Origin of the sequence: Halalkalibacter sp. AB-rgal2, from assembly GCF_041821005.1 — a bacterium.
Lineage (GTDB): Bacteria > Bacillota > Bacilli > Bacillales > Bacillaceae_D > Halalkalibacter.
In genome coordinates this window covers 36,915-59,644 of sequence record NZ_JBGUAV010000024.1, presented here as the reverse complement: position 1 = coordinate 59,644, position 22,730 = coordinate 36,915, and the positions used below count along the sequence as shown (strand labels likewise).

Annotated in this window: 20 protein-coding genes and 5 tRNA genes; 24 read left to right on the top strand and 1 reads right to left on the bottom strand. The window is 39.8% G+C overall.

Annotated elements, in window-relative coordinates; all coding sequences use genetic code 11:
• From mnmG to ACERJO_RS16520, 7 genes are all read left to right on the top strand, one after another.
• The gene (gene mnmG / locus ACERJO_RS16550) at positions 1-1,887 is read left to right on the top strand and encodes a tRNA uridine-5-carboxymethylaminomethyl(34) synthesis enzyme MnmG (protein ID WP_373648180.1); all 1,887 of its coding nucleotides are present in this window, start codon (positions 1-3) and stop codon (positions 1,885-1,887) included.
• A gap of 28 nt (positions 1,888-1,915) precedes the next feature.
• Positions 1,916-2,629: a 16S rRNA (guanine(527)-N(7))-methyltransferase RsmG gene (gene rsmG / locus ACERJO_RS16545; RefSeq protein WP_373648179.1), complete on the top strand. Its 714-nt coding sequence runs from the start codon at positions 1,916-1,918 to the stop codon at positions 2,627-2,629.
• A 329-nt stretch (positions 2,630-2,958) separates the two neighbouring features.
• Positions 2,959-3,843, top strand: coding sequence for a nucleoid occlusion protein (gene noc, locus ACERJO_RS16540; RefSeq protein ID WP_247103038.1), 885 nt, complete (start codon positions 2,959-2,961; stop codon positions 3,841-3,843).
• Between the two features lie 349 nt (positions 3,844-4,192).
• Positions 4,193-4,966, top strand: a complete 774-nt coding sequence (locus tag ACERJO_RS16535) for a ParA family protein (protein ID WP_247101373.1) — start codon at positions 4,193-4,195, stop codon at positions 4,964-4,966.
• Positions 4,947-5,798 (top strand): ParB/RepB/Spo0J family partition protein, encoded by an 852-nt coding sequence (locus ACERJO_RS16530; protein WP_373648178.1) that lies wholly within the window; start codon positions 4,947-4,949, stop codon positions 5,796-5,798. The genes ACERJO_RS16535 and ACERJO_RS16530 overlap by 20 nt, the downstream gene beginning before the upstream one ends.
• A 100-nt stretch (positions 5,799-5,898) precedes the next feature.
• On the top strand, positions 5,899-7,047 hold the full coding sequence (locus ACERJO_RS16525) for an aminotransferase class V-fold PLP-dependent enzyme (protein ID WP_373648177.1): 1,149 nt from the start codon (positions 5,899-5,901) through the stop codon (positions 7,045-7,047).
• Positions 7,048-7,065: 18 nt separating this feature from the next.
• The gene (locus tag ACERJO_RS16520; protein ID WP_247101376.1) at positions 7,066-7,767 is read left to right on the top strand and encodes a DUF554 domain-containing protein; all 702 of its coding nucleotides are present in this window, start codon (positions 7,066-7,068) and stop codon (positions 7,765-7,767) included.
• Positions 7,768-7,926: 159 nt separating this feature from the next.
• Here ACERJO_RS16520 and yyaC read toward each other — a convergent pair whose 3' ends face one another.
• Positions 7,927-8,559, bottom strand: a complete 633-nt coding sequence (gene yyaC / locus ACERJO_RS16515) for a spore protease YyaC (protein WP_373648176.1) — start codon at positions 8,557-8,559, stop codon at positions 7,927-7,929.
• 100 nt (positions 8,560-8,659) lie between these two features.
• On the opposite strand from yyaC, the gene ACERJO_RS16510 reads away from it, so the two are divergent.
• From ACERJO_RS16510 to ACERJO_RS16430, 17 genes are all read left to right on the top strand, one after another.
• Entirely contained in the window at positions 8,660-9,682 is a 1,023-nt protein-coding gene (locus ACERJO_RS16510) for a YkvI family membrane protein (RefSeq protein ID WP_373648187.1), read from the top strand.
• A gap of 61 nt (positions 9,683-9,743) precedes the next feature.
• The gene (locus ACERJO_RS16505) at positions 9,744-9,941 is read left to right on the top strand and encodes a DUF951 domain-containing protein (RefSeq protein WP_035346616.1); all 198 of its coding nucleotides are present in this window, start codon (positions 9,744-9,746) and stop codon (positions 9,939-9,941) included.
• A 245-nt stretch (positions 9,942-10,186) separates the two neighbouring features.
• Positions 10,187-11,287: a redox-regulated ATPase YchF gene (gene ychF / locus ACERJO_RS16500; RefSeq protein ID WP_373648175.1), complete on the top strand. Its 1,101-nt coding sequence runs from the start codon at positions 10,187-10,189 to the stop codon at positions 11,285-11,287.
• Positions 11,288-11,657: 370 nt separating this feature from the next.
• On the top strand, positions 11,658-11,945 hold the full coding sequence (gene rpsF, locus ACERJO_RS16495) for a 30S ribosomal protein S6 (protein ID WP_247101382.1): 288 nt from the start codon (positions 11,658-11,660) through the stop codon (positions 11,943-11,945).
• A gap of 25 nt (positions 11,946-11,970) precedes the next feature.
• Positions 11,971-12,447, top strand: coding sequence for a single-stranded DNA-binding protein (gene ssb, locus ACERJO_RS16490; protein ID WP_247101384.1), 477 nt, complete (start codon positions 11,971-11,973; stop codon positions 12,445-12,447).
• 68 nt (positions 12,448-12,515) lie between these two features.
• Complete coding sequence (gene rpsR / locus ACERJO_RS16485; protein WP_034745548.1) at positions 12,516-12,749, top strand: 30S ribosomal protein S18; 234 nt, start codon at positions 12,516-12,518, stop codon at positions 12,747-12,749.
• A gap of 745 nt (positions 12,750-13,494) precedes the next feature.
• Positions 13,495-14,433 carry a YybS family protein gene (locus ACERJO_RS16480; RefSeq protein WP_373648174.1) on the top strand — a complete coding sequence of 313 codons (939 nt, stop codon included), beginning with the start codon at positions 13,495-13,497 and terminating at the stop codon, positions 14,431-14,433.
• A 4-nt stretch (positions 14,434-14,437) separates the two neighbouring features.
• Positions 14,438-16,402: a DHH family phosphoesterase gene (locus ACERJO_RS16475; RefSeq protein ID WP_247101387.1), complete on the top strand. Its 1,965-nt coding sequence runs from the start codon at positions 14,438-14,440 to the stop codon at positions 16,400-16,402.
• Between the two features lie 3 nt (positions 16,403-16,405).
• Complete coding sequence (rplI, locus tag ACERJO_RS16470; RefSeq protein WP_247101390.1) at positions 16,406-16,849, top strand: 50S ribosomal protein L9; 444 nt, start codon at positions 16,406-16,408, stop codon at positions 16,847-16,849.
• A gap of 76 nt (positions 16,850-16,925) precedes the next feature.
• Positions 16,926-18,290 carry a replicative DNA helicase gene (dnaB, locus tag ACERJO_RS16465; protein WP_373648173.1) on the top strand — a complete coding sequence of 455 codons (1,365 nt, stop codon included), beginning with the start codon at positions 16,926-16,928 and terminating at the stop codon, positions 18,288-18,290.
• Positions 18,291-18,494: 204 nt separating this feature from the next.
• On the top strand, positions 18,495-19,781 hold the full coding sequence (locus ACERJO_RS16460; RefSeq protein ID WP_373648172.1) for an adenylosuccinate synthase: 1,287 nt from the start codon (positions 18,495-18,497) through the stop codon (positions 19,779-19,781).
• Between the two features lie 160 nt (positions 19,782-19,941).
• Positions 19,942-20,017 (top strand) — tRNA-Lys (locus ACERJO_RS16455).
• A gap of 14 nt (positions 20,018-20,031) precedes the next feature.
• Positions 20,032-20,106, top strand: a tRNA-Glu gene (locus ACERJO_RS16450).
• Between the two features lie 8 nt (positions 20,107-20,114).
• Positions 20,115-20,191, top strand: a tRNA-Asp gene (locus ACERJO_RS16445).
• A 15-nt stretch (positions 20,192-20,206) separates the two neighbouring features.
• Positions 20,207-20,282, top strand: a tRNA-Phe gene (locus tag ACERJO_RS16440).
• A gap of 3 nt (positions 20,283-20,285) precedes the next feature.
• Positions 20,286-20,358 (top strand) — tRNA-Thr (locus tag ACERJO_RS16435).
• An 816-nt stretch (positions 20,359-21,174) separates the two neighbouring features.
• Positions 21,175-22,638, top strand: a complete 1,464-nt coding sequence (locus tag ACERJO_RS16430; RefSeq protein ID WP_373648171.1) for a peptidoglycan DD-metalloendopeptidase family protein — start codon at positions 21,175-21,177, stop codon at positions 22,636-22,638.
• The last annotated feature ends 92 nt before the right edge of the window (positions 22,639-22,730 follow it).

Genomic DNA, 22,730 nt, shown 5'->3' with positions numbered 1-22,730 from the left:
ATGAATTACGAAGCTGGTGAGTTTGATGTGATTGTTATTGGGGCAGGTCATGCTGGCGTTGAAGCAGGGTTAGCTGCTGCGCGTATGGGAGCCAATACGTTAATGTTAACATTGAATTTAGATGCAGTTGCGTATATGCCATGTAACCCATCAGTTGGTGGCCCAGCAAAAGGAATTGTTGTTCGCGAAATTGATGCACTTGGCGGTGAAATGGCACGAAATATTGATAAAACTCATATTCAAATGAGAATGTTAAATACAGGTAAAGGCCCTGCTGTTCGAGCCTTACGTGCGCAAGCGGATAAATTTATGTATCAGCACGAGATGAAGAAAACAATTGAAGAAACGGAAAATTTACTATTAAGACAAGGTATGGTAGATGAGTTAATCGTTGAAGATGGTGTGTGTCAAGGAGTTGTAACGAATACAGGGGCTAAATACCGCTCGAAAACAGTCGTTGTGACGACTGGAACTTATTTAAGAGGAAAGATTATTTTAGGTGAATTATCATATGAGAGTGGTCCGAATAACATGAAGGCTTCTGTCAAGCTGGCTGACCACTTGAAGGAACTCGGGTTTGATATTGTCAGATTTAAAACAGGAACTCCACCACGAGTCAATGCGAGTACGATTGATTATTCGCAAACAGAAATTCAACCAGGTGATGAGAAGCCACGGGCATTTTCATTTGAAACAGTTAAGTATATTACCGATCAACTTCCTTGCTGGCTAACGTATACAGGTCAAGAGACACATGAACTAATCAAGAATAATTTAAATCGTTCACCGATGTATTCTGGGATGATTGAAGGGACGGGACCTCGTTATTGTCCATCGATTGAAGATAAAATTGTGCGCTTTAACGATAAGCCTCGTCATCAAATCTTCTTAGAACCAGAAGGGCGTAATACGTCTGAAGTGTATGTTCAAGGGTTATCAACGAGTTTACCTGAAGAGGTGCAGCTACAAATTTTAAAATCGATACCTGGATTGCAAAATGTTCGGATGATGCGTCCTGGTTATGCCATCGAGTATGATGCCATTGTACCGACTCAATTATGGCCAACGCTGGAAACGAAACGGCTTGAAGGTTTATTTACCGCAGGGCAAATTAACGGGACTTCTGGCTATGAAGAAGCTGCTGGTCAAGGGTTAATGGCTGGGATTAATGCTGCTCGAAAAGCATTAGGTGAAGAGAGTCTCGTGCTTGATCGTTCAGATGCATATATTGGCGTTCTCATTGATGATTTAATAACGAAGGGGACGAATGAGCCGTATCGTTTACTTACTTCTAGAGCAGAATACCGTCTATTATTACGTCATGATAATGCCGATTTAAGGTTGACAGAAATTGGATATAATATTGGTCTTATAAAAGAAGAACGCTATTTGCGATTTATTGATAAAAAAGAAAAAATTAGACAGGAAACGAAACGATTAGACAAAATCATAGTTAAGCCTAATGAGCGAGTAGCAAGCATGTTAGAAGAGGTTGGTTCAGCGCCATTACAAGAAGCGGTAAAAGCAACGATGCTACTAAAACGACCAGAGGTGACGTATGAAGATGTAGCGAAAGTTATTGAAGGTCCTGAAGTTGAAGTAGATGAAGATGTAGCGGAGCAAGTTGAAATTCAAGTGAAATATGAAGGTTACATTGAAAAGCAGCTTCAGCAAGTCGAACGCTCTCGCAAAATGGAAAATAAGAAAATCCCAGAAAATCTTGATTATTTTTCAATTAATGGCTTAGCGACGGAGGCGAGACAGAAACTTAGCCAAGTACGACCGCTTTCTGTAGGCCAAGCTTCGCGCGTTTCGGGAGTGAATCCAGCTGATATTTCCATTTTACTTGTTTATTTAGAACAAGGTAGATTAGCTAAAATCAAATAATGTTATAAGAAAAGTGTGGAGATTTGATATGTTCAAAGAGACTTTTTCATCACAATTAACCGAACAAGGAATTTTGATATCTGATCATCAGCTACATCAATTTAACCTGTATTACAAGTTGTTAGTAGAATGGAATGAAAAGATGAACTTAACAGCTATAACCGATGAGAATGATGTCTATTTAAAGCATTTTTATGATTCGGTTAGTGCAGCGTTTTATTATTCTTTTGAAGGTGAAAAACATTTAATTGATGTTGGAGCTGGGGCAGGATTTCCGAGTATTCCACTTAAGATCCTCTTTCCACAATTAAATGTTAGTATTGTCGATTCGCTTAAAAAAAGAATTGGCTTTTTAGAGCACCTTGTCTCAACATTAGGCTTGAAAAAAGTATCATTGTACCATGACCGTGCAGAGACGTTCGGTCAGAATAAACGTTTTCGTGAATCCTTTGATATTGTTACAGCAAGAGCTGTTGCACGACTTTCTGTTTTATCTGAATTATGCTTACCCCTCATAAAAGAAGGTGGAGACTTTCTAGCGATGAAGGCATCTGGTGGAGTAACGGAGCTAGATGATGCTAAAAAGGGGATTGAGATATTGGGAGGGGAGATTAAAGGGGATTATTCCTTCAATCTCCCGATAGAGGAAAGTGAACGACATATTATTCATATTACGAAAGTGAAGAAAACACCTAAGAAATATCCTCGTAAGCCTGGAATGCCAAATAAAACACCGTTATAAGCCAATGTTTCACGTGAAACATTGGTTGCAGGTTTAAAAATTGGAACTGTTGAACAAGTTTGGTGTAAATGGTTCGTAAGTGAATTCGGGGGGATCGGCTTCGTGCGTTACACGTTAATCTGAAAGAAGCGCGCGTTCAGAACAACACAAAATCGTTGTAACGACTCTCTGTACGATGCAATGTAGAAAAGACGCCACTGCATTTTGTTATCTTTTACTTGACGGTTCGTCATTTCAAGGATATAAATGAGGTAGGAAAATAGAAGGAATTATACGGTCAACGTCGAAATGAGTAAGATGGGTTACAATCAAAAGGTGGTGTCATGGCGATGAAGCAACCGTTTTCGCGCCTTTTTGGCTTGGGGGACAAGCAAGCTGAAGAAGAGCAGTTAGGGAACGAAGAAATAGAAGAGATAAAGGAATTGGAACAACACGACTACGAGGAAGTAAGAGAAATTCCTATTAAGGATATTGTCCCGAATCGTTTTCAACCTCGTACTATTTTTGATGAAGAGCGGATCGCTGAATTAGCGCAAACAATACGGACGCATGGGATTATCCAACCGATTGTTGTACGTGCTTATGATGAAAAATATGAAATTATTGCAGGCGAAAGACGTTGGCGAGCTGTCACTTCGTTAGGCTGGGAAACGATACCTGCACTTGTGAAGGAATTTAACGACTCACAGACAGCTTCCGTTGCATTAATTGAAAATTTGCAAAGAGAAGGCTTAACATCCATTGAAGAAGCGATCGCTTACGCGAAATTAATCGAATTACATGGACTCACACAAGAAAGTCTTGCACAACGGTTAGGGAAGGGTCAATCAACAATTGCAAACAAAATTCGTCTATTACATCTTCCAGAAAAAGTCCAACAAGCCATTATGGGACGTCATATAACAGAAAGACATGCAAGAGCATTATTAATTTTAAAGAATACTGAATTACAAGAAAAAGTATTAGAGGAAGTGCTTGAAAAGCATTTAAATGTCAAGCAAACAGAAGAGCGTGTTCGAGCTATTTTAGAAAAGCAAAATGGTGAAAAGAAGAAGGTACCAAAACGAAAAGCATACTCTAAGGATATGAGGATTGCGATGAATACGATCCGTCAATCGGTTGATATGGTCGTTAAAAGTGGTCTAACCGTTGATGCAGATGAAGAGGAGCATGAGGATTTCTATCAATTTACGATACGGATTCCGAAAAAGTAATCTATCGAAGAAGATAGATTACTTTTTTCGCGAAATGACAAATTGCTGAAGAGTATGTTCAAATAGCAACAAAAAATATCGCAATGGCTTTGAATGCTACGCGTCTTATCGCCAGAAACTATTGATCACAAGACTTTTAAAAGATGTAGCGACTACGCCCATTGCTTCAAGTTCATTCAAAAAAGGAAACTAGATGGCCTCGAAAAAGTTGACGCCAAATTTTTTTAGTGCTTTTAAAACGATCTCTTTTGAACAATCTCTTAAAATGTAAGAAAACTTTATAAAAACGTGAAACAAAAAGTGTGTTAAAATAAAAGACGAACTGTAGGATGGAAAGAAGGTGACAGTGTTGGGGAAAATCATCTCCATTGCAAATCAAAAAGGTGGGGTCGGTAAAACGACAACCGCTGTAAACTTAAGTGCATGCTTAGCGCATTTAGGGAAAAAAGTATTGATTGTTGACATAGATCCACAAGGAAATGCGACGAGTGGTATTGGAATAGAAAAAGGCGATATAGATGAATGTGTGTATGATGTGTTAGTAGAAGATCTCAATCCTAAAGAGGTCATTTGCTCTTCTGCCATTGAGCGTTTGGATGTCATCCCTTCTACTATTCAACTGTCAGGGGCTGAAATTGAGCTAGTACCGACCATTTCAAGAGAAGTACGCTTGAAAAGGGCATTAGCTACCATTTCTGAGGAGTATGATTTTATTTTCATTGATTGTCCTCCTTCACTTGGCCTATTGACCATTAATTCTCTAACTGCATCAGATTCAGTTTTAATTCCAGTGCAATGTGAATATTATGCGTTAGAAGGATTAAGCCAATTATTAAATACAGTTAGGCTTGTACAGAAGCATTTAAATACTGATCTGGCTATTGAAGGCGTATTATTAACGATGTTAGATGCGCGTACGAATTTAGGGATACAAGTGATAGAAGAAGTGAAAAAATACTTTAGAGAGAAAGTATTTGAAACGATTATACCGAGAAATGTTCGATTAGGTGAAGCACCGAGTCATGGGATGCCGATCATTACATATGATTCAAAATCCCGTGGTGCAGAAGTGTATGTAGACTTAGCGAAGGAAGTGATTGCGAGTGGCGAAAGGGTTAGGTAAAGGACTACAGGCGTTTTTTCCCGATCATTCAGAGGAAATGGATGAGAAAGTGGAGCAAGTTTCTCTTTCAGATTTAAGAGCCAATCCGTATCAACCACGTAAATCATTTTCAGATGAGGCCATTTCTGAATTAGCCGATTCGATTCGAGAGCATGGGGTTTTGCAGCCAATTATTGCTAGGAAATCAATTAAAGGCTACGAAATAGTCGTAGGAGAAAGAAGGTTCCGAGCAGCGAAGGAAGCTGGCTTGAAGAAAGTACCGGTTGTTGTAAAAGAGCTCGATGAACAAAAAATGATGGAGCTCGCATTAATTGAAAATTTACAACGGGAAGATCTAAATCCAATTGAAGAAGCATTGGCTTATGAAAAGCTAATGAAGCATTTGAATGTGACACAGGATCAGCTTTCTCAGAGAGTAGGGAAAAGTAGACCACATATTGCTAATCATCTGAGACTGTTGCAATTACCAAACGTTGTCCAACAATTCATTTCAGATGGTAAGCTGTCGATGGGGCATGGTCGAGCTTTATTAGGCTTGAAGGATAAGAAGAAGTTATCTCCTTTGCTTGAGAAAGTATTACAAGAAAAACTAAGCGTTCGTGAATTAGAGTCACTTGTCAATGAAATGAATTCGTATGTTCCACGTGAAACAAAAAAGAAAAAAGTCTCACTCCCTCCTATTTTGCTTGAGAAACAGGAGGTGTTACAAGCACGATTAGGAACGTCTGTCATGATTAAGCCAGGAAAGAAAAAAGGAAAAATTGAAATTGATTATTTTTCTGACGATGACTTAGAGCGTATTATTCAATTATTAGAATCAAATCATGCATAATATAAATAGAATATTCCTTTAGTCGTTTGGTGGACCTTCATCGAACGGCTTTTTTCTTAAGACTGATCAGGAACAATTAGTAGTAGAAAGGGTGAATGAAATGATTTATTTTGACCATGCTGCTTCATCATACCCGAAGCCGAAGAAAGTCGCAGAGGCGATGTCGGAAGCGGTTCTTACATACAGTGCGAATCCTGGAAGAGGAGGTCATCGATTAGCAGAGCAAGCTCGCCTCGCCGTTGAAGGTGCTAGGAAAAAAGTGGCGCAATTGATTTCCGCACCTAGTAGTAAGAATGTATGGTTTTATCAAAATGCGACGATGGCTATTAATCAAGCAATATTAGGATTCCCATTTAAAAAAGGGGATCATGTGATTACAACGAAGTTTGAGCATAATTCAGTCATCCGTCCGCTTAAACAATTAATGAAGGAAAAAGAAATAGATGTGTCTTTTATTGAACCAAATGCTTCAGGACTTATAGTAGCTGAAAACGTGATAGAAGAGATGACGAACCGTACGGTCTTAATTGCGATTACCCATGCTTCAAATGTAACAGGTGCCGTTGTACCAATACGGGACATTTCAACATACGCCAAGGAAAAGAATGTCGTCTTGTTTGTTGATGCTTCACAAACAGCGGGGACACTCCCTCTTTCAATGGAGGAGGACCATATTGATCTTCTTGCCTTTGCTGGACATAAATCATTGCTTGGTCCACAAGGAACAGGTGTATTAATAAGTAAAAACGATTATGGTTTAACTCCATTGATTGTTGGGGGGACAGGTAGTTATTCTGAGTTACCTTATCAGCCACAATCATGGCCTGATCGGTATGAGGCGGGTACGTTGAATACTCCAGGAATTGTTGGTTTAGCAGCAGGGATTGATGAAATTAACAGTAGAGGACTAGATGACATTTATGAGCATGAGCAATCGCTACTCAAGCACTTCGTTTCAGAAAGTGAGAAAATAGAAGGATTGAAGCTAGTTGGACCAACAGATTTAACAAAGCGGGTTGCTGTTGCTTCGTTTACATTGGACGGTTTAGACAGCCATGAGGTAGCGATGATTCTGGATGAGCATTATCATATTGCCGTTCGCGCTGGATTACACTGTGCTCCGATCATTCATCAAGCGCTTGGGACAGTTGATACAGGATTAATCCGAGTTAGCTTTGGACCGTATAATAAATTAGATGAAATAGATACGCTTATCCAAGCATTACAAGATATAAGTGAAGCGTTTTAATAGTGAGGAGTAGAAAAAATGGTGTTGCTAGGTACAATTGTGAATGGGCTTGCGATCGTTGTAGCCTCTTTAATGGGGTTATTAATTAGAAGAATTCCAGATAAAATGCGAGAAACGATTATGATAGCCATTGCATTAGCTGTTGTTGTGTTAGGGCTTGATATGGCATTAAAGAGTGAACAGTTTTTAATTGTTATTGCTAGTTTAGTCGTAGGAGCGATTATTGGCGAAATTCTAGATCTTGAAGGAGGATTAAATAAAGTAGGAGCGTGGATTGAACAACGACTTGGTGCAGCTGAAGAAGGCTCAATCGCGAAGGCATTTGTGACAACAACGCTCATATATGTCGTAGGGGCGATGGCTATACTAGGAGCATTAGATAGTGGTTTACGAGGAGATCATTCTGTTTTGTATACGAAATCAATGCTTGATGGTTTTACAGCGATGTTATTTACATCGACGCTCGGGATAGGAGTGATTTTTTCGGCTATCCCGGTTGTTCTGTATCAAGGGGGAATTGCTTTGTTAGCGACGCAAATTTATGAATATGTCCCTCAAGCACTGATGGATCAATTTATTGTCGAGATGACGGCGACAGGTGGGGTTATGATCATGGCGATTGGTTTAAATATTGCTGGGTTATTGAAGGTTAGGGTGGCAAACCTATTACCGGGAATTGTCGTAGTTGCTGTAATCGTCACAATATTGTACTTGATATAAGTAAACCCCGTGGATGGCTTTACTTAAAAAGTGATGTCAACGCTACCTGATAAAATAAAACTTTGAAGGTTTACAAAAATCCCCCCCTGTAGAATGATAGAGCACTGGCACAGCTCGTTATGCTTTCGTCGAAACATAGAACGACTGGGCACAGTGCTTTTAAGATAGAGCTGATTTTCCCTTTCGTTTCAATGCTTCAAAGAATGTAGGAATCCGTTCTTGATTTGGAAGCATTTGATCGGCTTTTACAATTGCCTTTGCCATTGAATCGGCCATTTCCATCACTGTATGAAGACGTGTGTTTTGTAAGACAAAAAACTCCATCATTCCTCCAACATTTACAATGCCCGTCATATGGATATCTCCAATTGGCGGGAGCTTCTTCGAAACGGCAGCTCCTGGCTGTACAGGTCCGTGGGCCAACGTCATATAGCCAACACTGGATAGCTGTCCTAAGCAAGCATCGATGGCGATAATGAACGGACGCCAATGATCTCTTTTAATCTTCTCTAGTCGTTCTTCCATATTAACGGCATGAAAGGGATGTTCCAATGTTCCATATACATGAAACCTACGTAATGAAACAGCATCAAGCTTTGATCCAATGAGTGGCCCTAATGAGTCACCTGTTGAACGATCCGTGCCAATACAAATAATAATGAGATCCCTTTTTGTAAAGAAAGCGGTCATTTCATGAAGGATACTAGCCATTTGATTAATAGCTTGTGGATCATCATAGTGAAAACGAGCTTGTTCTTCCTTTTTTATGAATAGACGATGGTTTGTACTCATAACATCGCCTCCTTTGCCATAGTAGTAACAGTATACGGTGCATTTTTCCTTTCTATACATAGAGAGTGAAGAAAGAGGAAAAAAGAGAGGAATGACGGTTATGTGGGCGAATGGTTTTAAGTGGATGTTCTTAATCATAGGAACAATGATTGGGGCTGGATATGCTTCAGGTAGGGAGTTATGGGAGTTTTTTGGTGCTGAAAGTGGACTAGCGATCATGTTGTTTTCTGTTTTATTTGCTAGCTCTTGCTTTATCATTCTATCGATAAGTGCAAAGCAGCAATCGTCTCATTATCTACCGGTTCTCCAAGAAATTATGGGAAAAAAACTAGCGAGAATGTATGATTGTATGATCCTAATCTATTTGTTTTCTGTAACGGTTATTATGCTTGCTGGTGGCGGAGCTACGTTAGAGGTTATTCATGTTCCATACTGGCTAGGAACCGTTTTTATTGGAGGAATGGTTGTCATTCTCTTTCTTTGGGATACACGTGGAATGACATCGATGAACGCCCTTATCATTCCAGTATTGATTGTCTTTCTATTAGGTGTCCTTATTGCCTTTCAATCATTACTAGGGTTTCCGATTCAATTTCGAGTTGAACAGCAGCATAATTGGCCGTCAGCCTTAACATTTACAGCTTTGAATATTTTACCGTTAATAGCGGTCTTAAGTGCGGTCGGCAAAGAGATTAACCGTCAAGGGGAGATCTGGATCGCAAGTATAGGGAGTGGTGTTATTTTAGGAGGGATTTCGTATCTTTATAATGAATCGCTCTTGCAAGTATCTGGTGATATCATGCTCTATGAAATCCCATTATTTGCGATACTAAAGCATTATCCTTATTTTATGGTGCTCGTTATGTCTGGGCTATTATGGTTGGCGATTTATACGACTGCAGCGGCGGGGGTATTTGGTCTTCTTTCACGTATGCGAGAATGGTTGAAGGGCCCTGCATGGCTCATTGCCCTACTAATTGTGAGCATCATGGCTCCATTAACTACCTTTGGCTTTTCGACTTTAATTTCGGTTTTATATCCACTATACGGTGTGTTGAACTTGTATGTATTGGCGGCGATTTTACTATATCCAATATTACATCATCGTTCCATCGTGAAATGATTCATTTTCGCGATCAATTCATGTATAATAAAGAGGATTAATGAAGAAGGAGGATCATGGCATGTCAGATAAGGAATTTGCTTTGCATGATGTAGTTGAAATGAAGAAGCAGCATCCTTGTGGTGAAAACCGTTGGCAAATTATTCGGATGGGGATGGACATTCGGATTAAGTGTCTAGGCTGTCAGCACAGTGTCATGCTACCTCGTAAAGAATTTCTGAAGAAAATGAAGCGAGTTCTAGAACGCGCTTCAACTTAAAACGGTGTGAAGGCATTATAGAAGAGGTAAGTCCTCCTATGATGCCTTTTACTATGGGAATGTACCTGGTAGTATTAATCAAAGATTTAGCTTTGCCACTGTACGTTGCTAATAGAGTATTGAAAAAATGATCTTTTTCAATGCCTTTTGACAATAGGTTGTATTTTTAATCCAAACTCACTATAATTGGAATGATTATGATCAATAGATGAAGTGGAAGTTGAAATAGAAAAGGAAGTGACCGAATGGCTTTAACGACAGGAATTGTAGGGTTACCAAATGTCGGAAAATCAACGTTATTTAACGCAATTACACAAGCAGGAGCTGAATCAGCAAATTATCCGTTCTGTACGATTGATCCGAATGTCGGAATTGTTGAAGTACCAGATGTACGTTTACAAAAGCTAACAGAGCTTGTAACACCGAAGAAAACGATCCCAACCGCTTTTGAATTCACAGATATTGCTGGTATTGTCGAAGGTGCAAGTAAAGGAGAAGGATTAGGAAATAAGTTCCTTTCCCATATTCGCCAAGTTGATGCGATTTCACATGTCGTTCGTTGTTTTGCAGATGAGAATATAACGCATGTTTCCGGCGGGGTAGACCCACTTCGTGATATCCAGGTAATTAATTTAGAGTTAATTCTTGCGGACTTTGAAACGGTTGATAAGCGCTTTACTAGAGTGGCGAAGCTAGCGAAGACAAAAGACAAGGAAGCCGTTGCTGAGCTTGAAGTATTAGAAATGCTTAAGGATGCCTTTGAAGAAGAGAAGCCTGCAAGAAGCATTGATTTCACGGATGAACAACTGGCTATCGTGAAGCAGTTTCATTTGCTAACGATTAAGCCTGTTTTATATGTAGCAAATGTGAGCGAAGATGACCTATTAGCTCCAGATGATAATGAGTATGTACAAAAGGTAAAAGAATTTGCTCATGCAGAAAATAGTGAAGTCATTGTTGTTTGTGCAAAAATTGAATCAGAAATTGCTGAGCTTGAAGGTGACGAAAAGGAGATGTTCCTTGAAGAGCTCGGTATTGAGGAGTCAGGATTAGATCAATTAATTCGCGCAGCCTATCAGCTATTAGGCCTACAAACGTACTTCACAGCCGGTGTACAGGAGGTGCGTGCATGGACATTCCGAAAAGGAACGAAAGCGCCGCAAGCGGCAGGGATTATTCATACTGATTTCGAGAAAGGCTTCATTCGAGCTGAAACGGTATCGTATGATGACTTAATGGAAGCTGGCTCAATGAATGCAGCGAAGGAAAAAGGGAAAGTTCGCTTAGAAGGAAAAGAGTACATCGTTCAAGATGGAGATGTTATCCATTTTAGGTTTAATGTGTAATTAAATGCAGTGATGATAGATGAAAGCAAAGTATTCCTCTTAATGTGAAACCGAACAAATACATTTGGTGCCAATATACCGCTCCTGATATATAATTCGCTTTCCGAGGGAAGCTGGTGACTCCATAGTGCTATGCATTGTGGAGTCACCAGCTTTTCTTTTCATGTAGTACAATGGAAAATTTATCAACCGAACTTCCAGTGTACCTGCTACCGCGTTTTCTCTTAGTATACTTATTTTAAGGGAAAGAGATTGCGGTACAGTGAACGATCTGTTATAATATTGGAATGTGAGTAAAATGACTTATTTTGATGAGTTTTGCTCCTTGCTCCGTTAGTGGAGCCGTTAGACCAAAAGGAGGTGGATCGGAATGCGTAAGTACGAAATTATGTACATCATCGCTCCAAACCTAGACGAGGCAGCAACTAAAGAAGTAATTGAACGTTTTAATAATGTTCTTACAACGAATGGTGCTGAAATCGAAAAGGTGAATGAAATGGGTAAGCGTCGTTTAGCATATGAAATTAATGATTTCCGCGAGGGTTTCTATGTATTGCTAAATGTACAATCTAATTCAGAAGCGATTGCAGAATTTAACCGTCTTGTTAAGATCAACGAAAGCATTATTCGTGTTCTTATTACAAAAGACGAAGAATAATGAATGGAAAATGGGAGGGGTATGAATGCTTAACCGAGTCGTGCTAGTTGGACGTTTAACGCGTGATCCTGAACTGCGTTACACACCAAATGGAGTTGCTGTTGCTAACTTTACGCTTGCTGTGAATCGGACATTTTCGAATCGGCAAGGGGAGCGTGAGGCTGACTTCATTAATTGTGTCGTCTGGCAGAAGCAAGCTGAAAATGTCGCAAACTATTTGAAAAAGGGTAGTTTAGCGGGAGTGGATGGCCGTATACAAACACGTAGCTATGACAACAATGAAGGCCGTAGAGTCTTTGTCACAGAAGTCGTTGCAGAAAGTGTACAATTTCTTGAGCCTCGTAATAGTGGAGGGGCAGGGAATGAATCATTTGGCGGACCTCCAAGTTCAGCAGGGAATAACGACTTTGGTAAGCAACCAAATCGTCCATCTGGCTTTGATGATCCGTTTGCAAATGATGGCAAGCCAATTGATATTTCAGATGATGATTTACCGTTTTAATTACCTCTCACCTTTAATGAATGGTTGTGTGAATAGAATACAATTTAAAAGGAAAGGAGTGCTGTCAAATGGCTCGTCGTGGTCGTCCAAAGCGTCGTAAGGTTTGTTTCTTCACTGTAAACAAAATTACGAAAATCGATTACAAAGATACTGACCTTTTGAAACGTTTCATTTCTGAGCGTGGTAAGATTTTACCTCGTCGTGTAACTGGAACGTCAGCGAAGTATCAACGTCAACTTACAATTGCTATTAAGCGTTCTCGTCAAATCGCTTTATTGCCATATGTGAATGATGTAAACTAATTAGATATATCAAAACAAAGCAGGATAGAGATACAGTCTCTGTCGTGCTTTTTTTAACATTCCGCTTAATTTCATCTAAGTTCATAATAGCAAAGCCGAGTTTACCTAAATAGGGTGGGAAAATGAAGGGTTTCTGGAATAGCAGGAAGGGAAGAAGCTCATAAAGCTTTCTAGTCAGAATATGTTAGAAGACGACATCCATGTGGCCATGAAATAAAAATTGAATAAATTAAATTAACTCTATAAACCTTGATAAAAGAGCAAATAGAAAAAGCGTGTTTTGAAAAAAATTGATCAAAAACGGTCACCGTACCCCAAAGCAAAATAATAATGATTTTTCTCGTTCCAAGGCTGATCCTAAAAAATACGCTTCGTCCACCAGTGGCGAGTATAATATCCGATATCTCTATATGTAAGATATTGAGGGGCAGTAGAGTCTTCCATCCAACTTTCTGAAACAATCTGATTATTGTTCCAAACTCCTTTATTAAGATACATATTTCCTATTTTTACTAGATTTATCACACGCATGCATAGGCCATTTCCACCATTGTTTATAACTTGAGGATCTTCATACCAACGACAATCACTTATTAAATGATGCCAATATCCATGGTATTTTATAAAGAAACAACACATGTAATAGGATGTTCACCTTTGTATGCTTTAACTTTCCTGTTAATTACGGTAAAATATAAAGGAATATCTATAAAGATATAAAAGATCGGAAAAATGAGGTGTATTTGTGAGAGATACAAAAACGATGACAGAGGGAGCCATATTGGCTGCTATCGTTACGATTCTATTACTTCTCACTCTATATGTTCCACTAATAAACACGATTATAATGTGGGCGTTGCCATTGCCTTTTGTCGTTTTCACATTTCGTCGGGGGCTGAAGGCCGGGACGGTATTATTACTTATTTCCTCCTTTTTAGGCTTTATTCTAGGAGGAGGGGTATTAGCAATAATTCCGGCTATCATGTTTGGAACAGCTGGTATGGTGATTGGTGAGATTCACCGTCGAGGCTTGAGTGGCTTTGCCGTTCTGCTAGGTGCATCTTTGGCATATATCGTACATATTTTGCTCTTATTCGTCGGTATGACTCTGTTAGTTGGACAAAGTCCTATGCAGCTAGCAGCTGATTTAACACGTGATCAAATGGAGCTTGTTGAGCGTACATTAGGTGGAATGGGACAAATGAATACCGAGATGCTTGATGAAGCATTGGATACATTACTGTATTTAGCACCGGTAGCCATTGTCTTTTCAGGGATCCTATTAGCGATCATTACGGTGCTTCTTAGTTATTTCGTTTTAAAAAGATTAGGACATGATGTGAAGAAATTGCCTCCCTTTCGTCATTGGGCGTTTCCGAAAAGCTTCTTATGGTATTATTTAGTTGTACTTATTGTTGCTTTAATCGGTGTTGAAGAAGGAACAGTGATGTTTACGGTTGTTCAAAACCTGATGATGCTATTAGGGTTTGTTTTGACAATTCAAGGATTCGCTTTTATTTTCTTTTATTGTCATCATAAAAAAGTTTCTATCGCTCTCCCTATTATCATTGTCGTAGCATCCTTCATCCTTTTACCAATCATTGAGATTATTCGTATAGTAGGAATTATTGACTTAGGCTTTGATTTGCGTAAGCGCATTGCTGGCCAGGATAATAGGAGCTGACGATATGCCAAACTTTTTATTAAATCGCTGGCACGGGTATCATGTCATTGCTCTCTTTATCGTTGCAACTGGATTTGTTAGTTTTGTCGCATGGTACAATTGGAAGGTAGGAGTCATTGGTTTCCTCTTATTAGGGGTCGTACTTGTTTTCACGATTCAAGCAAGAATGGCGTTTGAGCGCGACTTAATCAATTATATTTCGACTCTATCCTCACGTGTATCGAAAGCAGGGGAAGAAGCGGTCAAGAGGATGCCCGTTGGTATACTCTTGTACAATGAAGAACATACGATTCAATGGGTCAATCCGTATATGACCTCAACCTTTGATGAGAAGCTCATTGATTGTCCTCTAAGTGTGATTAGTGAAGAGCTTGAAAAATGGTTAGAAGAGGAAACAATGGAAGGGCTTTTACACATAGATGAGTCCATTTACCAAGTAACGATTGAGCCTCAAGAACGATTGCTCTATATGATTGATGTGACGGAGCAAGAGCAGGCTTTAGAGCAATTTCATCAGTCCAAAACCGTTCTAGCGATGCTTTATTTAGATAATTATGATGAAGTGATGCAGGGGATCGATGATCAAGTTCGCGGACGGATGATGAGTATTGTAACGAAGACGTTAAATGAGTGGGCTGACTATTATGGGGTCTATTTAAGGAGAACATCGGCGGATCGATTTATTGCTGTTATGCATGCCTACTCGCTTAATGAAATGGAAGAAAGTCGATTTGAAATTATTGATGATATTCGTGAGCGAACGGCTAAAGAAAAATTAGCGATTACGCTTAGTATTGGTGTAGGGACAGATGAAGATGATTTGCGTGAATTAGGGAAAATCGCGCAATCAAGCTTAGACCTTGCACTTGGACGTGGCGGTGACCAAGTGGCTATTAAGCGCACAAACGGTCGTGTTCGTTTCTATGGTGGGAAATCGAACGCGATGGAAAAGCGTACGCGTGTTAGAGCGCGAGTTATTTCTCATGCACTGCGCGACTTTGTGACAGAAAGTGATAAAGTCCTCATAATGGGGCATAAAAACCCGGACATGGATGCAATTGGTGCGGCAATTGGGGTTCAGAAGCTAGCTGAGGTCAACGATAAGGAGGGCTTCATCGTTTTAGACCCGAATGATATTAATTACACGGTTCAAAAGCTGATGGAGGAAATAGAGGAGCATGATTACTTATGGTCGCACTTTATTACTCCTGAAGAAGCAAAGGATCAAATCACATCAGATACGCTTTTAATTATCGTTGATACGCATAAGCCATCATTGGTGATCGAACCAGAATTATTAAATAGGGTTGAGCGCATCATCGTCTTGGATCATCATCGGCGTGGTGAAGAGTTTATTGAGGATCCTGTGCTTGTTTATATGGAGCCATATGCGTCATCGACGGCAGAGCTTGTTACAGAGCTACTTGAATATCAGCCTAAGCGTCTACAGATGGACCGACTAGAAGCAACAGCATTGCTTGCTGGGATTATCGTTGATACGAAAAGCTTTGCTGTCCGAACAGGAGCGAGAACCTTTGATGCGGCATCCTTCCTTCGCTCAAATGGAGCAGATACTACGCTCGTTCAAAAGCTCTTGAAGGAAGATTTAGATCAATATGTGGCACGCTCGAAGCTAGTGAAAAGTGCAGAAACGTATCGAGATGGTTTTGCGATTGCTACAGCAAGCGAAACGAAATCATATAACCAAATTATTATTGCTCAAGCTGCGGATACGTTATTGTCAATGAAGGATGTTGTTGCTTCTTTTGTCATTTCCAAGCGAGAGGATGGCTATGTAAGCATTAGTGCTCGTTCATTAGGTGATGTGAATGTTCAAATTATTATGGAATCACTTGATGGTGGAGGGCATTTATCGAATGCAGCGACTCAATTAACAGATATAACGGTTATGGAAGCGAAGGAAAAGCTACAGGAAGCAATTGATCAATATATCGAAGGAGGTCAATAATTAATGAAAGTGATTTTCTTAGAGGATGTAAAAGGAAAAGGGAAAAAAGGCGAAACAAAAAATGTTTCAGAAGGCTATGCTCGCAATTATTTGTTACCAAATAACTTGGCCGTTGAGGCTACGCAAGGTAACGTGAAGAATTTAGAAGCACAAAAGAAAAGTAAGCAAAAGAAGGAAGATGAAGAGTTAAAGGCAGCTCAGGATTATAAGGCGGAGCTAGAGGCCTTAACAGTAGAAATAAAAGCAAAGGCAGGAGAAGGTGGCCGTTTATTCGGAGCTGTTTCCACAAAGCAAATTGCTGAAACGTTAAAGAAAATGAAGAAGAAGGTAGACAAGCGTAAAATTATGCTAGATGATCCCATTCGTGCACTTGGCTATACGAACGTACCAATTAAAATACATCCAGAGGTTATTGCCACTGTTAAAGTGCACGTTGTAGAGGAATAAGAAAATAGCGGAGGGTGTCGCAAAAGAGAGATGCGATACCCTCTTTAAAAATCATTATGAGAAAGGCGGTACTGGCATGAGTGATTTATTTGCAGATCGTACACCACCACAAAATATCGAAGCAGAGCAAGCGGTCATAGGGGCTATTTTTCTATCTGCTGATGCTCTTGTCACCGCTTCTGAACGACTTGCCCCTGATGATTTCTATCGAGCCTCACATCAGCGAATCTATGAGGTGATGCTCGATTTGTCGGAAAAAGACGAGCCAGTAGATTTAGTAACAGTGACCTCAGAGTTACAAGATCGAAAGTGGCTTGATGATATTGGCGGTATTGCGTATTTAAGTGACCTTTCTAATTCTGTACCGACAGCTGCAAATGTGGAATATTATACGAAAATCGTCGAAGAGAAGTCGATTTTGCGAAGGTTAATTAAAGTTTCAACATCAATAGCGGCTGACGGCTATGCAAGTGAAGAAGAAGTCGATACGATTTTGTCAGAAGCGGAGAAAACCATCTTAGATGTAGCGCAGCGTAAAAACACGAGTGCTTTTATTTCGATTAAAGATGTCTTAGTTGAGACATATGAAAAGATTGAAATGCTACAAAATCAACAAGGGGAAATTACAGGAATTCCAACAGGCTTCCAAGAGCTTGATCGAATGACCGCAGGCTTTCAACGTAATGACTTAATTATTGTTGCAGCAAGGCCTTCCGTCGGTAAGACGGCTTTTGCGTTAAATATCTCTCAAAATGTGGCAACGGCTACGGGGGAGAATGTGGCGATTTTTAGCTTAGAGATGGGAGCGAGTCAGCTTGTACAGCGGATGCTTTGTGCAGAGGGCAATATTGATGCGCAGCGAATGAGAACAGGTGCGTTAAATGCCGAAGATTGGCAGAAACTTGCAATGGCGATGGGAAGTTTGGCGAAAGCGGGTATCTACATTGATGATACTCCTGGAGTGAAGGTGAATGACATCCGAGCGAAATGTCGCCGATTGAAGCAGGAGCAAGGGCTTGGTATGATTATGATTGATTATTTACAGCTTATTCAAGGGAACGGCAAGAGTGGTGAAAACCGACAACAAGAGGTATCAGAGATTTCTCGTACACTGAAGCAAATTGCTCGTGAGCTTGAAGTACCTGTTATTGCTTTATCCCAGCTTTCTCGTGGTGTTGAGTCGAGACAGGATAAGAGGCCAATGATGTCTGATATTCGTGAATCGGGAAGTATTGAGCAGGATGCTGATATTGTCGCCTTTCTTTATCGTGATGATTATTATGATAAAGAATCGGAAATTCAAAATATTATTGAGATCATTATAGCGAAACAACGTAACGGTCCAGTTGGAACGGTGGAATTAGCGTTTGTGAAGGAATATAATAAATTTGTTAATTTAGATCGTAGACATGATGAAAGTAATATGCCACCAGGTGCATAAATGAAGCGACCATTAAAGAAATTTCTCTTTTTTGGTCGCTTTTTTTGCTGTTTCTCACTCAAAAAACGAATTACAGTCGAACGAAGTTATGTAAGAAATATATAAATGTTCGTGTTTACATTGACGCTATGAGGAGGAGTTGGTATACTAATCAGTGGCTTTGGAAAACTAAACTTACTAAAGGCTAATGCGGAGGTGCATGTCATGTCATCAGTTGTTGTTGTAGGAACACAATGGGGTGATGAAGGGAAAGGGAAAATTACCGATTACCTTTCAGAGCGAGCAGAGGTTGTCGCCCGTTATCAAGGGGGAAACAACGCAGGTCATACGATCGTGTTTGACGGTGTGAAATATAAGCTACATTTAATTCCTTCTGGTATTTTTTATAAAGATAAGGTTTGTGTCATTGGTAATGGAATGGTCATAGACCCGAAAGCGATCGTGGAGGAAATTGCTTATTTGCATGAACGTCAGGTTGATACGAGCAATTTACGAATTAGTAATCGTGCCCATGTGATTCTTCCTTATCATTTGAAGCTTGATATCGTTGAGGAAGAGCGTAAAGGCGCTAATAAAATTGGAACAACGAAAAAGGGCATAGGACCTGCTTATATGGACAAGGCTGCACGAATTGGAATCCGTATTGCCGATTTATTAGATAAAGAAGTGTTTGAGGAAAAGTTAGAACGTATTCTAGAAGAAAAGAATCGTTTATTTGAGAAATATTATGAGGTAGAAGGATTTACGAAAGAGGAAATCCTTGAAGAGTACTATGAATATGGTCAACAAATTGCACAATATGTATGTGATACATCTGTTGTATTAAACGATGCATTAGATGATGGACGTCGTGTCTTATTTGAAGGTGCTCAAGGTGTTATGTTAGACATTGATCAGGGGACATATCCGTTTGTCACGTCGTCGAATCCGATTGCTGGGGGAGTAACGATTGGTTCTGGAGTCGGTCCAGCGAAGATTACAAAAGCTGTTGGTGTTTCAAAGGCTTATACAACTCGTGTAGGCGATGGGCCATTCCCTACTGAGCTTCATGATGAGATTGGCGATCGAATTCGTGAGGTAGGAAATGAATATGGGACAACAACAGGGCGCCCACGTCGTGTCGGTTGGTTCGATAGTGTCGTTGTTCGCCATGCTCGTCGCGTGAGTGGGTTAACCGATCTGTCGTTAAATTCAATCGATGTATTAACAGGGATTAAAACATTAAAGATTTGCACAGCCTATAAGTATCGCGGGACAGTCATTGAAGAGTTTCCGGCAAGTCTGAAGACGTTGGCTGAGTGTGAGCCAGTTTATGAGGAACTACCTGGATGGGATGAGGATATTACAGGTGTGAAGTCGTTAGATGAGCTACCGGTAAATGCTCGTCATTACATTGAGCGTGTTTCACAGCTTACAGGTATTCCATTAACGATCTTCTCTGTAGGTCCAGATCGTGATCAAACGAATTTAGTGCGCGGAGTTTTTGCATAATTGAAATAAAATAGAAGCAAGTGTATACGCTTTTTGTATGTACTTGCTTCTCAAAACGTTAGCGTTTATATTTTTTAAAAAAGTAGTTGCACGTCTTTTTTTTGTGTGATATTATAAATCTTGTCGTCAAGAGTACAGGCTCTTGAATTAAGCAAAACAAGAGCCATTAGCTCAGTTGGTAGAGCATCTGACTTTTAATCAGAGGGTCGAAGGTTCGAGTCCTTCATGGCTCACCATTTTTTGATAAAGTGGCCCGTTGGTCAAGCGGTTAAGACACCGCCCTTTCACGGCGGTAACACGGGTTCGAATCCCGTACGGGTCACCACTTTATTCGGTCCGGTAGTTCAGTTGGTTAGAATGCCTGCCTGTCACGCAGGAGGTCGCGGGTTCGAGTCCCGTCCGGACCGCCACTTTATATGAATTTTGGCTTGGTAGCTCAGTCGGTAGAGCAATGGACTGAAAATCCATGTGTCGGCGGTTCGATTCCGTCCCAAGCCACCATTTGCCGGTCTAGCTCAATTGGTAGAGCAACTGACTTGTAATCAGTAGGTTGGGGGTTCAAGTCCTCTGGCCGGCACTTTCAAATCCGTGTGAGAATTCATGCGGATTTTTTGTGTTTTTTAGGTATTTGGATTTTATAGTGGAAAAGGAAAAGGGCTTAAAAGTCTTCTTTTTCCAATTTCTTCATAAGTGTGGCAAAATCGACACCATCGTTTCCTCTTATGATGTAGTCTGTTACTTCATGCTAATTGACCGTATCGTATAACATAGCTTTGTTAAGAGCACCTGGATTAAATCGTTGCTTACGCTTTTTATGAATTAAACAGTATCTTGGCTTGTAGCACTTCTAATAATTAGCCTCTACCTATTTTTTTAACTTGCCTTGTCATATTTACAAGATAATACAGAAACAAAGAATAATGGAATGAGGTTCATCAAGGTCGGTTAATTTAAGTGTCGATGGTCTCGTTTGTTACATGGGGATGTGAGGAGAGGCCACATTCAGATCAATGAAACACCTTCTCGCTTTTCTTATAAAATACGAATTTCTAAATGACGTAGAAGAAACTTAGGGAGAATCGAGGAAGATGTAGGTGAATTCATAGGTGGCGTTGGCTTCACACGTTACACGTCTTTATGAAAGAACCCCACTTTCATAAAGACTAAAAAACGTTGTAACGGCTCCGTACAACGCTTATAAGTAAAACGCAGTCGTGTTTTTCTTATCTTACAGTTATATTACAATCCTTTAACATTTAAATATTTTTATGAAAATAGGCGAAGTTTATGCTAGAATAATAGAGGTTATCGAAACTTGTCTTTAAAATCGAACTTTTGACATACATGATAGACGTTTACATTTTAATTTTATATGTTTAATAGGAGGTTTGGCATGAGTGAAGTAGGGGATAGCTCAATACATAAGTACTATTCAAGGAATACAAGTGGTTTACTTTTAGCATCACTCTTATGTGTGTTCATGATGATGTATTTTTTTGTCGGAACAACTACAGTTAAGGCGGAAGAATCACTTTCCATACAAACGATATACCACGTTTACGTTGATGATAAACATATTGGTTTTGTTAATGATGAAGAAGTGGTTGAAACGGTTGTGCAAGAGAAGCTAGAAGAAGGCAAATCAGAGGATCTAGAAGTATCTTTACATATTAAAGAAGAGCTTGAAGTGATTCCAGAATTTGTTTTCCATACGCGTAGTCAGAATGAGACAGTTACAGAAATATTGAAAGAGGATTTAACAGTAGAGGCAAAGGCAATAGCGGTTGTCGTAGAGGGAGAACCAGCTGTTTATGTTGCTTCTGAGGAAGAAGCGGATGAGCTTTTAAAGGAATATATTATTCAATATGTTTCTGAAAAGGATTATGAAGCGTTCTTAGAGGTATTAGAAGAAGAAATGGACACGAGCGATATAGAAGTCGATGAACGTATGTACACTGACATTGACTTTAATGAAGAGGTCGAATTAGAAGAAGCGACAGTTGAGCCAAGTGAAGTGCTTTCCTTAAAGGATGCTTTAACTTTATTGAAAAAAGGAGTACTTGAAGAAAAGGTCTACGAGGTTCAAGAAGGTGATGTATTAGGCAGTATTGCCAACGACCATGATTTAACATTAAAGGAATTTCTAAGCTTGAATGACGGGCTTGAAGAGGATAGCTTAATTCAAATTGGTGACGAAATGAATGTGACAGCCTATGAATCGGTATTAGATGTCATCACTGTACAAATTCGTATAACCGAAGAGTCGATTCCTTATGAAACAGAAGTGAAGGAAGACGATTCGATGTGGAAGGGTGAACAAGAGGTCACTCAAGAAGGTAAAGAGGGTACACAATTAATTGAGTACGAAATTACAGAAAGAAATGGCTCATTAACGAAGCGTGATGTGCTTTCTGAGGAAATAACAGAGGAGCCTGTTAATCGTATCGTTGTGAAAGGTACGAAGGAAACGCCATCTCGTGGGTCAGGTCAGCTAGGCTGGCCAGCAGTTGGAGGATACATCTCCAGTTATCAAGGGAATCGTTGGGGTCGTTTCCACCGAGGAATTGATATTGCTCGTCCGAGTAACTATGATATTTTAGCTGCGGATAACGGAACAGTGACTCAAGCGAGTAGTCAAGGTGGATACGGGAATGTCGTTCGTATTGATCATAACAATGGCGTTGAAACGATGTATGCACATCTTGATTCGATTGATGTAAGTGTCGGTCAAACCGTTTCGAAGGGACAGAAAATCGGAGTCATGGGTCAAACCGGGAACTCTACAGGCATTCACTTACATTTTGAAGTGTATGAAGATGGAAGCCTTCGTGATCCAATGGATTATTTGAATCGTTAATTGAAGAAAAGGTAGGTTAAAAGAGAAGAGTACTTTTAACTTGCCTTTTCTTTTTTCTAAAAAAATAGGAATGTATTACGAGGAAGAACTTG